This window comes from Propionispora hippei DSM 15287 (assembly GCF_900141835.1).
GTDB lineage: Bacteria > Bacillota > Negativicutes > Propionisporales > Propionisporaceae > Propionispora > Propionispora hippei.
In genome coordinates this window covers 51,899-66,465 of sequence record NZ_FQZD01000019.1, presented here as the reverse complement: position 1 = coordinate 66,465, position 14,567 = coordinate 51,899, and the positions used below count along the sequence as shown (strand labels likewise).

At 50.0% G+C, this 14,567-nt stretch carries 13 protein-coding genes and 2 tRNA genes; 3 read left to right on the top strand and 12 right to left on the bottom strand.

The window, feature by feature from the left end:
- Positions 1 to 199: transposase (locus F3H20_RS11960; protein ID WP_149735148.1), on the top strand; the 199-nt coding region annotated here is incomplete at its 5' end.
- A gap of 160 nt (positions 200 to 359) precedes the next feature.
- On the opposite strand, the gene F3H20_RS11955 is transcribed toward F3H20_RS11960, so the two are convergent.
- The 11 genes from F3H20_RS11955 to F3H20_RS11905 form a co-directional block, all read right to left on the bottom strand.
- Positions 360 to 755: a response regulator gene (locus F3H20_RS11955; RefSeq protein ID WP_149735147.1), complete on the bottom strand. Its 396-nt coding sequence runs from the start codon at positions 753 to 755 to the stop codon at positions 360 to 362.
- Positions 756 to 817: 62 nt separating this feature from the next.
- Complete coding sequence (locus F3H20_RS11950; RefSeq protein WP_149735146.1) at positions 818 to 3,547, bottom strand: PAS domain S-box protein; 2,730 nt, start codon at positions 3,545 to 3,547, stop codon at positions 818 to 820.
- Positions 3,548 to 3,578: 31 nt separating this feature from the next.
- Positions 3,579 to 4,610, bottom strand: a complete 1,032-nt coding sequence (locus tag F3H20_RS11945) for a protein-glutamate methylesterase/protein-glutamine glutaminase (protein ID WP_149735145.1) — start codon at positions 4,608 to 4,610, stop codon at positions 3,579 to 3,581.
- Positions 4,611 to 4,615: 5 nt separating this feature from the next.
- Positions 4,616 to 5,428, bottom strand: coding sequence for a CheR family methyltransferase (locus F3H20_RS11940; RefSeq protein ID WP_149735144.1), 813 nt, complete (start codon positions 5,426 to 5,428; stop codon positions 4,616 to 4,618).
- Between the two features lie 134 nt (positions 5,429 to 5,562).
- Complete coding sequence (locus F3H20_RS11935) at positions 5,563 to 7,290, bottom strand: methyl-accepting chemotaxis protein (protein WP_223191744.1); 1,728 nt, start codon at positions 7,288 to 7,290, stop codon at positions 5,563 to 5,565.
- 32 nt (positions 7,291 to 7,322) lie between these two features.
- A complete protein-coding gene (locus tag F3H20_RS11930) occupies positions 7,323 to 7,814 on the bottom strand; it encodes a chemotaxis protein CheW (RefSeq protein ID WP_149735143.1) in 492 nt (163 codons plus the stop codon).
- Between the two features lie 36 nt (positions 7,815 to 7,850).
- The gene (locus F3H20_RS11925) at positions 7,851 to 9,902 is read right to left on the bottom strand and encodes a chemotaxis protein CheA (protein ID WP_149735142.1); all 2,052 of its coding nucleotides are present in this window, start codon (positions 9,900 to 9,902) and stop codon (positions 7,851 to 7,853) included.
- A gap of 37 nt (positions 9,903 to 9,939) precedes the next feature.
- A complete protein-coding gene (locus F3H20_RS11920) occupies positions 9,940 to 10,296 on the bottom strand; it encodes a response regulator (RefSeq protein WP_188128309.1) in 357 nt (118 codons plus the stop codon).
- A gap of 45 nt (positions 10,297 to 10,341) precedes the next feature.
- Positions 10,342 to 10,926 (bottom strand): TetR/AcrR family transcriptional regulator, encoded by a 585-nt coding sequence (locus tag F3H20_RS11915; RefSeq protein WP_188128308.1) that lies wholly within the window; start codon positions 10,924 to 10,926, stop codon positions 10,342 to 10,344.
- Positions 10,927 to 11,289: 363 nt separating this feature from the next.
- Positions 11,290 to 11,380 (bottom strand) — tRNA-Ser (locus F3H20_RS11910).
- Between the two features lie 73 nt (positions 11,381 to 11,453).
- Positions 11,454 to 11,542 (bottom strand) — tRNA-Ser (locus F3H20_RS11905).
- Positions 11,543 to 11,897: 355 nt separating this feature from the next.
- Between F3H20_RS11905 and F3H20_RS11900 the strand changes: the two genes are divergently transcribed.
- Positions 11,898 to 12,848 (top strand): magnesium transporter CorA family protein, encoded by a 951-nt coding sequence (locus F3H20_RS11900; RefSeq protein ID WP_149735139.1) that lies wholly within the window; start codon positions 11,898 to 11,900, stop codon positions 12,846 to 12,848.
- Positions 12,849 to 12,971: 123 nt separating this feature from the next.
- Here the strand turns inward: F3H20_RS11900 and nrdD are convergent, their stop codons facing one another.
- Complete coding sequence (gene nrdD / locus F3H20_RS11895; RefSeq protein WP_091746750.1) at positions 12,972 to 13,250, bottom strand: anaerobic ribonucleoside-triphosphate reductase; 279 nt, start codon at positions 13,248 to 13,250, stop codon at positions 12,972 to 12,974.
- A gap of 777 nt (positions 13,251 to 14,027) precedes the next feature.
- Here nrdD and F3H20_RS11890 point away from each other — a divergent pair.
- Complete coding sequence (locus tag F3H20_RS11890) at positions 14,028 to 14,438, top strand: EVE domain-containing protein (protein ID WP_149735138.1); 411 nt, start codon at positions 14,028 to 14,030, stop codon at positions 14,436 to 14,438.
- Positions 14,439 to 14,567: the final 129 nt, after the last annotated feature.

The following is a 14,567-nucleotide window of genomic DNA, read 5'->3' as shown; positions in this document are numbered from 1 at the left end:
CCGGCTTACGAAGTCAGGAAAAATGCTATATAGGAAGAGAAGTCAAACCATTGAGCGGAGTTTTGCAGACGCTAAGCAACTGCACGGACTTCGCTATTGCCGGTTTAGGGGTAGAGAGCATGTACAAGAGCAGGCGTTACTAACGGCTGCTTGTCAAAACATGAAAAAGATTGCCAATCACCTCGCCAGACTGGCGTAGGTATCGGCAATCTTTTCTTTTTGAGTCTACTTAGTGATGGTTTTCCTTTTGTTTTGTCTAATAGAAACCCCCATGGCTTAGATCTTTCCCAAACCATGGGGTTCTTCAACAGCCTGCATAAAGAAAGCGGTTGACAGTAAGATACTGTCAACCGCTTTCTTTATACCTGCAGTCCCAGTTGCCGCATGACTTCAATCAGCTTCTCCGTATTTATCGGTTTTGCCGCATACGCCTCACAGCCTTTTTGGAAGGAATTACGGACGTACTCGGTGTCGTGCAAGGCCGTGATCATAATAATTTTGGTCTGATCTGCCTCGGCTACGCCCTTTTGCTTTTCCAAATCACGGATAGCTTGCAGAGCTCTCATGCCATCCACCTTGGGCATCATGATATCCAGGCAGATTAAATCATAGGGATCTCCTACATCCCAGGCCATCAGAAAGGCTTCCACCGCCTCCATGCCATTTACCGTCAGATCACATTCACCATACTGCGATAATATTTTGTCCAAATATTTGCGGCTGGCCAAATCGTCTTCAGCAATCAAGATTTTCATAACATCCACCCCGTTTCACATCCTATTTTATCCCAAATCCTTCTGCAGGCTTGACAAACCGCCTAAATCCATCTATGCATTCTCCGGAACTCCATATATCCCTTTTCCAGCTCGGCAATCCCCTCGCTCACCTCTTGCTGCTTCTCCTTCCGGCAAAGCAGCTCCAGCCGGAAGGCAGTCATCTTTAACCCGTGGGCGTCAAGACTGGCTGCACTGTTCTTGACCTGATGCGCCAATTCGCCGATAGCGGAGAAATTATATTCCGCCGCAGCCCGCTCCTGGCGCAGCCGCTCAATACATTTGCCCATAATCTCCCGGATTTGCTCCGGATTGTGGAAATCCGCCCCCTCGCTGGAGCCATGCTGCAGAGCGGCTACCACCTCCCGCTCCCGTTGCCTTAGAATAACTGATTCGATCGCCTGAAACAAATTCTCCATCTGGATGGGTTTAGCGACATAACCGTCCATCCCCGCCGCCAGAAACCGTTCCCGGTCCCCGACCAGCGCATGGGCCGTCACCGCAATGATCGGGATGTGCTTTCCTGCCGGTTTTTCCATTTGGCGTATTCTTGCCGTTGCTTCCAGCCCGTCCATGCCTGGCATTTGCACATCCATCAGAATGAGATCCGGTTCTATCAGGGGCAACTGTCGCAAAGCCTCCAAGCCGTTATTGGCGACATGCACCTGATAGTCCCTGCCGCGGAGCATCCGGGTTATAACCGACTGATTAACCGCTTCATCTTCCACCAGCAAGATACGGACTACATCCCGCGCTGTCACGGCAATAGCCGCTGGCGGCAGCTCTGCCGGACCGGACGCGACGGCAAAAGTCAGCACAATATAAAAGGTGCTGCCTGCCCCGCGTTCACTTTCCACACCGATCCGGCCGCCCATAATCTCGGTCAGTTGTTTGGAGATAACCAGGCCCAAGCCGCTGCCGCCGTATTTGCGGGTGAAAGACCCGTCAATCTGGCTGAACTTTTGAAACAGAGCGGGAACATCCTCCCGAGCAATCCCGATGCCTGTGTCGGTCACCCGGAACTCCAGCTCGATATGTCCCTCTGTCGAAGGACGTTGCTGAACACTAAAGGTTACTTGGCCGTTGTCGGTAAATTTGACGGCATTGCTTAAAAGATTATTTAAAATCTGCTGCAGCCGGTGCGGGTCGCCCTTAACAAAAGAGGGAATGGTTTCCGGGATATGGTAATTCATCGTCAGTCCCTTGTTTCTGGCATGAGAATAATGAATGGGTATGGTCTTGCGCAAGAGTTCCTTCAGATCGAAAGCAATAGTTTCCACCGTCAGGCGGCCGGCTTCCATCTTGGAAATATCCAGCACGTCATTGATGACATGGAGCAGGGAATTGGCGCATTCCTTGGCAATGTTCATATTGTCCCGCTGTTCGGGCTGCAACGGCGTCATCAACGTTAAATCAATCATCCCCAGAATACCGTTGAGCGGCGTCCGGATCTCATGGCTCATGTTGGCCAGAAACTGGCTTTTAGTACGATTGGCTCTCTCGGCCGCTTCCTTGGCTTCCTGCATGTCCCGCTCCGCCGCTTTACGTTCCGTGATATCCAAAATAGAACCAATATAGCCGGAAAAATTGCCCTCCAGGTCATAGAAAGGCTTGCCCATTTCCAACACCCAGCGATATTCGCCGTCATAGCGCTTCAGCCGGTACTCCAGAGAAAACGGACGTTGTACGGCAAAGGCGCTGTCAAATTCCCGGCAGCGTTGCAAATAGTCCTCACTATGCACCAGGTCCTGCCAATCACAGTCCGTTCTTCCGCCGCTATGGCCGCCGGTAAACTGCAGCCAGCTCCGGTTAAAATAGTCACAGGTTTTATTGATGCCGGCCCGCCAAATGAGCACCGGAAAATTTTCAAACAGGGTCAGATAAAAATCACGCGATTTGGACAGGTTCTCCTGCAACAGCTTATACTGGGTAATATCCTCAACAATCAACAGAACACACCGCCGGGTGCCCAAAAACAGCGGCGCGGCGCTTATCCTCCACCAGATCCGGGTGGGAATGCCGTCCACCTTGATCACTTTGGGAAACTCTTCCCCATAACTGCTTTCGCCCGATAGCAGGGCTTTATTCAGCATACGGGTCATCGGACAGATCGGGCAATTCTGACCTTCTCCGCACCCTCTGGGCGCAAGAGAACTGTTGACGCATTGGAAAAACTCCCCCACCGGCTGGTCATAGATCTCGGCAAAATCGTGCCGGCTTTTTTTCATAGCCTCCCAGTTGATCTGCTCGATGCGCCGTTCTTCATTCAGAATCAGCATGCCCACAGGCACGGTATTAAAAATGGTCTCCAGCTTCCGCTGTTTGCTGATCACCTCTTTTTCCGTCCGTCTAATCCTGTCGATGTCCCGGAGCAGCATCACTACCCCGTACTGATTATAGCCGGCATCCTTGACCAGCGAGGCGGTAGCGGAAATATAGCCCCTTGTCCCGTTGCGGCGAAGGATAACCGAATCCTGCGGCAGGCCGAGGTTGCCAGAAGTCCCTTTGGCAGCCTCGGCCACCGGGCTGGGCACCGGCAAGCCTGTTTCGGCATGAACAATTTGCAGAATTTCATCCACATGCCGCCCCTTGGCCGCCTGTTCTGTCCAGCCGGTAATCAGTTCCCCGGCGGGATTTAAAAAAGTAATCCGGCCGTGCTGATCGGTAATAATCACCCCGTCGCCCATGCTGGCCAATACAGCCTTCATATTTCTTATGTTTTCCCCGCCTTGTGTCTTCGCAGGACGGACAGCCCTGCCGCGAATTCGATGCATATTCTTCACCACCTTTAACAAGTTATTTCATCTATCCCAACAGGGTATAAATCAACCGGGGAATGTCCTCCAGGGCCGCCTGCCTTTCAACGGCGCCGATTTCATAAGCCGCCTTAGGCATGCCGTATACCACGCTAGATTGTTCATTTTGCCCGATGGTCCTGGCCCCCTGCCGCCGCATAGCCAGCAAGCCCCGGGCGCCATCATGGCCCATGCCGGTCAGAATCACCCCCACCGCTTTCTCTTTGACAACCCGGGCCATGCTCTCAAAAAGCACGTCCACCGAAGGGCAATGCCCATTGACCCGTTCCTCCTGGCGGCATTCTACCGTATATAGAGTTCCCGTCTTTTTAATGCGCATGTGATAGTCACCAGGAGCAATCAGCGCCAGCCCCGGATAAATCCGGTCGCCATTTTTCGCCTCTCTCACTTCCATTGGGCAGGAATTGTTCAGCCTGTCGGCATACATCGCGGTAAAGCGCGGCGGCATGTGCTGCACTACCAAAATACCGGGCGCGTCGGCCGGCATGGCCTGCAAAATACTATAGACCGCTTCTGTCCCACCGGTAGATGAACCAATGGCAATGAACACGCCGCTGCAGTCCGCTCCATTCCGGTTATCTACGGCAGCGCCGGCCGCCCGTTGTTTCCAGTGGCCCACCTTGGCCACCGAGGCAATTTTCACCTTTACAACCAGCTCGTTAACCAGCGCTTCCAAACTCCGTATATTCTGCATGTCCGGTTTTGTCACAAAATCAACCGCTCCGGCATTGAGTGCCTCAAATACGTTATCGCTGACGGCGCTGATGACGACAACAGGCAGAGGATATTGCGGCATCAGCCGCCGCAAGAAATCAATGCCGTTCATTTTGGGCATTTCCACATCCAGCGTTACCACGTCAGGGTCAAATTCAATGATTTTATCCCGGGCCTCATAAGCATCAGCCGCCGTAGCCACCACCTCAAGGGCACTGTCCAGCGCCAGGCCTCTGGCAATCAATTCGCGAAAGACCAAAGAATCATCTACCACCAGCACTCTTATTTTTTTGCGTAAGATGGACATGCTATCTATTCCTTTCTGTAGACTGCCGGCATAATGTATCTGTACTTTGTCTGGCTACGGTTGATGGATTCCGAATGCCCGATGAATAAATAGCCTCCCGGTTCGGTATACTCGTAAAACTTGTCAAGTAAGGCCGCTCGCTCGGCAGCCCCAAAGTAGATCATCACATTGCGGCAGAAAATAGTATGAAACTTTTTCTTAAACGGAAAGGCTTCTTTCAGATTGAAAACCCGGTAAATCACGGTGTTTTTTATCGTTTCCGCCACCACACGCCGCTCATCGTCAAGACGGCGGAAATAAGCGGATTGCCAGCTCGGCGGCAAAGCGGCGATGCTTTCCGTGGGATATATCCCCTGCACGGCCTTTTCCAAAACCTCAGTGGAAATATCCGTGGCCAGCAGCTTGGTATCCCACGCTCGACTGCTGCCCCGAAAGTAATCGTTCAGAATCATGGCCAGCGTATACGGTTCCTCGCCGCTGGAACAGCCGGCACTCCAAATTCTTAAATCCCGGTCGGCGACGGCAGCGGCCAGATAGGGCAGCACGGTGGCCTTAAAAAATTCAAAATGCCTGACTTCCCGCATAAAATAGGTATGGTTTGTCGTGAGCCGGTTTAACAGCATGGCCAGGGCTTGGCCGCTTTTATCGGAAATGACTTCCCGGTACAGTTCGGAAAAACTGTTTAAATTTTTTTGTTTTAATACATTTTCCAGCCTTCCTACCACCAACGCCCGTTTTTCTTTACCCAAATGAATCCCGTAATGGGTTTTCAGAAAATCAGCGATCAATTGAAACTCTTGATCGGATATATCTGTCATAAGCCTTCCTCCAAAAACACCTGTTCCGGACTGCTGCCGGATATGGCAAAGAGCCTTTTCGCCGGCTGGGCCGGCTATTGCCCGATATTGCCTGCTAAAGGCTCTATGCCTTGGGGCGTGTTTGCAAACACACCCTAGTACTTGCCGAAATCATTACTGCCCAAGGATATTTTAATTTTACTGTTTGCCGGCTTATCTGCCGGATTACCCGGCTCGCTTCCGGCTGGCGAGGGATTGGCTACGGCCATGGTTTCCAGCATTTTTATGATGTCTGGCCGCAGATTCTCCAGCGATTCCTGGCTGTAGCCAATCTTCTTAAGCTTGAATTTATTGACCAGGTTGCGCAGCAGCTCAGCCTGACTGGATAGTTCTTCACTGGCCGAGGCGCTTTCTTCGGCAGTAGCCGAGTTGGTCTGCGTAACCTGCGACACCTGCATAATTCCCTGGTTGACCTGGGCAATGGCCGTGGCCTGTTCATTGGAGGCACCGGCAATATCGGCCACCAGGTCTGCCGCATGTGCTACCCTTTCAACAATTTGTTTCAGGGCTTCCGCCGTTTCACTGGCAATTTTCGTCCCGGCATCCACCTTTTTGATTGAACCTTCAATCATCGTTGTCGTTTCCTTGGCCGCATTAGCGCTGCGGGCCGCCAGGTTGCGCACTTCCTCCGCCACGACGGCAAAGCCCTTGCCGTGCTGCCCCGCCCGGGCCGCTTCTACGGCGGCATTTAAGGCCAGGATATTGGTTTGGAAGGCAATTTCATCGATCACTTTAATAATCTTGGAAATGTTGGCCGACGATTCATTAATATCCTCCATCGCCCTTAGCATGCCACCCATCTGACTCTCACCCCGGGCGGCGTTCTCTTTTGCCTCAACCGCCAGCTCATTGGCCCGGGTGGCGTTAATCGCATTTTGTTTGGTTTGAGTGGCAATTTCCTCCATCGAGGCCGACAGTTCTTCCACCGAGCTGGCCTGTTCTGTGGACCCCTGCGACAGGGCCTGGCTGGAGTCGGATACCTGACGGGATGCGGCGGCTACCTGCTCAGCCGAGGAATTAATGTTGGTCAGTACATGATTAATGTTGTCGGTCATTTTCCGGAAAGCACCGGCCAGTACGCCTACCTCATCTTTAGAGTCAATGCTAATGGCCACATTCAGATCACCGCCGGCAATCTTCTCCGAAGCCGCCACCAATGTATTCAGCGGCCGGCTGATCATCCGGGAAATAGCGATCCCCAGCCCGATCGCCACGGCAATCCCGATTGCAATAACAAGCAGCATGACCTTGATAGTAGCACTTGTCTGCGCACTGTTGTCCTCGGAACGCTCCCGACCGGTCTTCACTTTCAGCTCTGCCAGTTTATTAATTGTATCATTAATCTCTTTAGCTAGCTGTATCCCTTCACCGTCCATAACCTGCAGCGCCCTATCGGTCTGGCCGCTTAACGCCAATTCAAGGATTCTGTCATAAATTGGTTTATAGCGAACCTGCTCCGCCTCCAACTGTTTAAATAGCTCTTGGCCGGCTTCTGTCCGCAGGCTTTTCTTAAACTTCAGCTTGCTTTCTTCCATTTGCTTTTCCTGTTCCCGGATACCGGCAACCAACTGATCCCTGACAGACGGACTTTTCTCTAGCATGATATCACGCAACGCAACCCGGTTAAGCTGATAGGCGTATTGTACATCATCAATATCGCCCAACCCTACGCCAAAATCTTCATAAGCTTCACTATAAGCCTTATCTATGGAACTGATATTCCAGATACCAATAATTCCGACAAGCCCGGCAATCAGTGCCACCACAATAAATCCGGCCAACAGCTTTACGGAAATCTTTAGATCGGTAAACCATTTCATCATTTCGTTCCTCCCTGATCATAGTTTGGAGTCCGCTACATGTCGCTTAAAACGGCTGTCTCTTCATCACTGATCAGCCGTTCGCAATTTAAGAGTAATTTGACCGCATTGCCGACCTTGCCGATTCCCTTGATATATTTGTTGTGAAATGCCTTGCCAATCTCCGGCGGCGGGATAATATTCTCATCCTGGATAACCAGGACTTCCAGCACCGTATCGACAATCAGGCCGATAGCCACCTCGCTGATTTCAATAACCACCACACAGGTCCGGTCGTTGTATTCGCGCGGTTCCTTTTTAAACCGCAGCCGGACATCCATCACCGGAATGATCTTGCCCCGCAGATTGATAATTCCTTTTATGTAGGCCGGAAGCTCGGGGACTTCCGTAATCACCTGCATGCCGATAATTTCGATAACATGGCGTATTTCAATGCCATACTCTTCCTGCCCCAACGAGAAGGTAAGAAATTTCCCCTTCTGGGTGTCCTCTTCCGCTATGATCATTTCCTCTGCGACCTGGGCCATAGCTCTCCCCCTTTTCTTTCGCTTGCCGGAGCACCACTACGATTGATTGCGGATAATACTCTCCATATCCAGGATCAGGCTGATATGTCCGTCACCCAGCAAGGCACAGCCGGCTAAGCCCTCTACTTTTTTGATATACCGGGGCAGGGCCTTAATGACTACCTGCTGCTGCCCCAACAGCTCATCGGCAAAGAGACAGGCCCCCTTGCCATTATGCTCCACCAAAACGATAATTCCCTGATAAATGTCCGTTACTTCCGTCGCTACCTGATAGCGTTCATGGAGACGCAGTACCGGATAACAGATGCCGCGGATAATCATCATCTCATTGCCGTCGGGATCGACAATCAGTTCTCCCGGTTGCGGCCGGAAGGACTGCTGAATGGCAACGGTCGGCACCGTATAGCGTGACTGTCCCACCCGGATGGTCATTCCGTCAATGATGGCCAGCGTCAGCGGAATCCGGATGGCAATCGTCGTCCCTTCGCCCCGCGTACTGTCAATCTGGACCATGCCGCCGATTTTTTCAATGTTTTTGGTGACCACATCCATGCCGACACCGCGGCCGGAAAGCTCGGTAACCGTTTCCTTCGTCGAAAATCCGGGAAGAAAAATAAACGAATATATTTCCTTATCCGTCAGTTCGCTGTCTGTTTTTGAGGTGAGGCCGTTGGCCCTGGCCTTCTTGATAATCCTATCCCGGTCCAGCCCCCGGCCGTCATCCCTGACAAGGATCCAGACCTCGCCTCCGGCATTTTTTGCCTCCAGCGTAATCGTCCCCTGCCGGGGCTTTCCGGCCGCTTCCCGTTCCGCCGCCGGCTCGATGCCGTGATCCAGTGCATTTCGGATTAAATGCATCAATGGATCGGAAATGTGTTCAATAATATTCTTATCTACCTCGGTCTCTTCCCCGACAATGTTCAACTTTACTTCCTTCTGCAACGACTTGCCGGCATCCCGGACAATGCGGTTCATCTTGTGAAAGGTCGGCGACAGAGGCACCATCCGGATCGCCATTACCGTGTCCTGCAGTTCATGAGTCAATTTTTGCAGTTGCCGGGCCGATTTATAAAAGCTATCCAGCGGCAACCCTGCTAATTCGCGGTTCTGCGTTACCATTGCCTGGGTAATCACCAACTCGCCAACCACATCCATTAGCTTATCCAGCTTGTCCACGCTGACACTGATCATGCTTTGGCAAGTAAATCCGGCCGTATTCGTTTTGTCAATCCGGCAGACAGCACTCTCCAACGGGGCCTCCGGCTCATCCAGCAGAATCTGCCGCGGCGGTCCCGGCCGCCGGGACTGCTCCGGCATACCGTCCCATTCGCTTAGCTCCAGACGGCTGATAAAGGCCGTCTGCATCAGAGTCGTCTGCAGGTCCTTCTTATTCTGATCGGACGCAAACATCATCGTAAAACCGTTCTGCCTGATCACCTCGGCGCTGGCTTCATTAGCGATGATGTCCTCCGGATCGTAAACCAGGTCTTCCGTTACTCCCTTTAAACTGTGTACGATAGCAAAAGCCCGGACGTTTTCCATCTCACAACCGTCTTCAAAAAAGATAACGGCTTTATAGTATTGCTTGGCAGAAACCTCCTGCCGGTTCGACGGAATATAATACTGCTGCTTCGGGGAAGGTTCCCTCGGTCCAATCGGCAAGCCGCCACCGGGCTGACTGGCCTTTAGTTGCTCCAGAAATACCTTTACCGTATCCAACAGCGCCGTCGCCTCCCGGTCGCTCAGCCTGCCCTTTTGAATCTCGTCCATTTCCCCTTTTATGTAGTCAACACATTCCAGAACAATGTCGGTCAGGCCCGAATGGTCAATCGTATCCGGCTTATTCTCCCGGATAAAATAAAACAGGTCTTCAGTCGCATGAGCCAGGGAAGAAATGTTTTTAAACAGCATCATCGCAGCAGAGCTTTTGATCGTGTGCATAATACGAAAAATCTGGTTGATGGCCGCAATCGAGAATCCCTGATCCCGCTCACTGCTCAGCACTGCCTGCTCAAGCTGCTCCACTAACTGGACCGTTTCAAAAATAAACATTTCTAACATGGGCTCACGATTTATACCGTCTGACATCCAACCACCTCTCTGCTTTTCATCATCACGCGAACTTTTACAGGCTGCTCATGGTTTTCAGCACATGATCTTCCTTGAACGGTTTTACGATAAACCCCTTGGCACCGCAGCCAATGGCCTCCATCACACTACTTTGCTGGCTCATTGCCGTAATAACGACAATGGTTGCCGCGGCGTCGATGGCCTTGATCTTTTTGATCGCCGTAATTCCGTCCATTTCCGGCATGGTAATATCCATCGTCACAATGTCCGGGCGCAGTTCTTCATACTTTTGTATGCCAACCAAACCGTTTTCCGCCTCACCCACCACCTGATAGCCGTTTTTCTCCAGCATCAGCTTCAACGCATGCCTCATAAACAACGCGTCGTCTATAATTAGTACACTCTTCACAATTTCACCTCATCAGCTCATAATTTATTTACTGTCTCCGATCACTTGTCAACACCGGGCCAGCAGCTTTTCAAAGACGGTCAGCACCCGTGCCTTCAAAGAATAGCTGTACCGTTTCATTCGCCAGGCAACTACGCTGGCCTGGAAATAACCGTAAAGCACCTCGCCGAGTTCCTCGCTGGTAAAATAATCGCTTATTTCGCCGCGTGCCTGCGCCAGCTCAATCAGTTCAACAAAACAGGCCGCCCGCCGGTTGTAAATAGCCCGGCCAAATTCAGCCGTCGCCGGATTACTTAAGAACGAAGTGTAATAATAGTTGACTGCCGTAATGGCCGGATAATTCTCGTAGTATTCGGCATACATTTTAACAAAAAACAAAATATTCTCTTTTGCCCCGGCCTGATTCTCCCGAATAGTCGTGTGTATCAATTTATCAAACTTGGCAAAGTATTTTAGAATCTCCAGAAGAATGTCATCTTTACTTTTGAAGTGACGGTATAGTGCTGATTCGGCAATTTCCTGACGTAGTGCCAGTTCCTTGGTGGATAAGCCTGCTAGCCCTAACTCATCTATAATATCAATCGCACTTACAATGATTTTGTCCCTACGCGAAGGAAATTGTTTTGCTGCCATCGCTGCCTCCATTTTTAGTTAGTGAACACTCACTAACTAAATTTTACCCCAGAATATACCAACAAACAAGGCTATTATGTAAATGCTTCTATATTTTTCTAAAATTTTGGTCTCATAAAAACAGCTCTTCTGCATCGTCTAAACCCATGGATCAGTTTGCCGTCTTTTTTCACCCTGCTTCGTTGTTGCTGCCATACCGATGTCCTAATAGGACGACTTCGCCGCCTCGCAGGCAAAAAACCTGTACTTTATCTGATGCTTTACGGCCAGGACATATCTATGGAAGAAAAACATATCTTCCATAGATAATAAAAAGCAAAAAACCCGCCGGTCATAACGACCAGCAGGTATTTTTCGGTTATATGGCGGAGCGACAGGGATTTGAACCCTGGCGGGCCTTACGACCCCTAACGATTTAGCAAACCGTCCTCTTCAGCCACTTGAGTATCGCTCCGTAATGCTGCTAAAGCTACTTTTCAGTATAAAGTACCGCCACAAGCCTTGTCAATCATCATTTGTTGGGAATATGGCGGAGGGGGTGGGATTCGAACCCACGGTCCCTTGCGGAATCACTGGTTTTCAAGACCAGCTCCATAAACCACTCGGACACCCCTCCGTGTAGATACACAGGCTATTATATCAATCTGCCTTCTCCCTGTCAAGCCGCTGCCGCAGGTAAATAACCCCACTCTGCGCTTCCTGGCAGAGAGCATCCCGGTTATTACGAATTAATGCAAAATTAATCGAACTTTGCTTTTTATCAACTTGACTATCGGTTATAGTAAGAGTATATTTTAAAGTAAATTAAGGCTTTCGTTTAGGCAGGTGAGCAATATGGATGTAGACCGACCTAGATCGCATAGGTTCGCAAATTTATTCTATAATGGGGAAATATTCTGTTTTTTGCTGTTTAATCCTTCTTGATTCAAGCGGCAGAATGGGTGTCTCCCCACAGAAAGAGGGACATTCCAATGCTGACAATTTATAAAAGCAATTATACATCCATTCGCGAGTTAACCCAGGATACCATCGAAAAAGGAGCCTGGATTAACCTGGTCAACCCGACTACCGATGAAATACATCTGGTGACCGCCTTGGCCAATATACCCAACGACTTTCTCCGGGCGGCGCTGGACGAAGAAGAACGCTCCCGTACCGAAATTGAAGATAATGCGCTCCTGATCATCACCAATATTCCCATTATGCGCAACAATGATAGCTATGATACACTGCCGCTTGGCATCGTTCTAACACCGGAATACATCATTACCGTCTGCCTGGAACAAAATGATGTCCTGTCAGACTTCAATCCGGCTAACTCCCGCTTTTTCAGCACCTTCAAAAAAACCCGCTTTTTATTCCAGATTCTTTATAAATCGGCCACCCTATACCTCAAATACGTTAAGCAGATCAACCGCCGGACCGACGAGATTGAACGGCATCTGCGGAAATCGGCCAAAAACCAGGATATTTTTGAGTTGCTGGATTTGCAAAAGGCTTTCACCTATTTTACCGCTTCCCTGCGCTCCAACGGCATTGTTTTGGAAAAATTGCTGCGACTGCGCTCCAATATCCAGCTACAACACCTGATTACCATTTATGAAGAAGATGAGGATTTGCTGGAGGATGTTATCATCGAAAATAAGCAGGCTATTGAAATGGTGGAAATGTACAGTAACATCCTGAACGGCATGATGGACACCTTCGCTTCCATCATTTCCAACAATCTCAATATGATCATGAAATTTTTGACATCTGTCACCATATTGCTGGCCATTCCGACGATGATTTCCAGCTTTTTCGGTATGAATGTCGATATTCCCTGGGGCGGCGAGCTGAACGGGTTTGTCAACGTGACCGTGCTGGCCATCCTGGCCACCTGCGTGACCGCCTTCAGCCTCTGGAAAAAAAGATTTTTCTAGGGAGCCGCTGATTTAATGAGCCTGCCAGCCTGGCAGTGTGAATAAATCAGTGATCCCCTAACCATCAAACAAAAAACACGGACAAGACGGTTATGCCGCCTGGCCGTGTTTTTTTATTGTCTTCTATAAATGGGTGACCCTGTCGGCCAATTCAGCCTGCTTGGCATCGTTGAAACGGTCGTCAGTGCTCAAGTAGCCGGTGATCCTTCTAATCCGTCTGATCGGCGACTTTTCCAGGGACCGGATGATCAGTTCATCCCCCTCAATGGTGATCTGTATTTCGCCCAGCAGCTTGTGCTGCGCCGCCCAGTATTCTTTTTCCGCCGCTACTGCGCTCATCAGTTCTTCTTCCGTAACGGCTTCGTCAGCCATGACCCGGATACCGTCAATGATTTGTACCATTTCATTCTCCTCCAAGCTGCATCAATATGGTTTTATATTCTAATAATAACTATTATTTAAAAATAGTCAATAGGAATATGGTCTTGCTTTTTTACCGTTATACCGGACCTGCACCGATTGGCGGCTTGGCGCGGCGCTTATCTTTCCGCCAGGAATAACACATACTATGCTTATTGCTTACATCCTGCCCGCAAAGGAGCTGACCATTTTGTTGCTTGCTCTCATTTTGTTGTTAGTGCTGATCGGCCTCGGCATCGCCTATTGGGACCGGATTACCTCGTTTTGGCGCTAAACTTTTGTCCTATTTTTGTCACAAAAACCTGCTACACTAACCTACAGATATATTATATAGAAGGAAGGAATCGTCATGAGTGTTCACGTCTTGACCTTACTGACCGGTTTTGCCGGCTTTGGGCTGGCCCTACTCCTGCTCGACTATCGTCACTTATAACGGACTGATAAAAAACTCCGCCTTATTATTCTTTGTCAGCCGTAATTTCCCTTTAGGAAAAAAACCACTGTATGTTAGGGAAGCGCTACTTTAATAAGCCTGTCGACATGGCGAGAGAATGACGCTCCGGTACGGCAGCAAAACCTTGAAATAGCAGAAAGCTGTCAGGGTTTTGCCGTTGCAGCCAGGCAGAAAAAAATCCGCCACAACACACAGTGCGAATAAAGCGGTGGTTCCCTAGCATACCTGCCCTTTTCTTGCAGCATACTTCTGGTATACTAAAGTTAATTGTTTATCAGAACATAAACAGAGAGGGGTATTGATTTATGGCCTATTGGCTGCTTAAAACCGAACCGGAAACCTTCAGCTACGGAGATTTAGAACGCCTGCGGCGCGACCGCTGGAACGGAGTGAAAAATTTTGCTGCCCTGAAACACCTGCGGCAGATGCGCCCCGGCGACTTAGCCTTTATTTATCATACCGGCAAGGAAAAAGCCATTGTCGGCGTGGCTGAGATCGTTACCGAGGCGTATCCTGACCCGGCAGAAAGCGACGAACGCTTTATCGTAGCTGATGTTATCCCTCGCTACAGCCTGAAACGTCCGGTGACACTGAAAGAAATAAAAGCGGATTCCCTGTTTCAGGACTGGGAGCTTGTCCGCCTGTCCCGCCTGTCGGTTATGCCTGTGCCCGAAACACTTTGGAACGCTATTCTCTCCCTAGGTAACCATTGTTAACATGCCGTTAATTTATCATTAACAGCCTTCTCCCTTGGCAAGAACACAGGAAAATGTCAGTTTATGGCGAATTGTTTCCTGTAATAAGCAGTTATCTGCCTATATTATGAGGCCAAAGGAGGAGTTGAC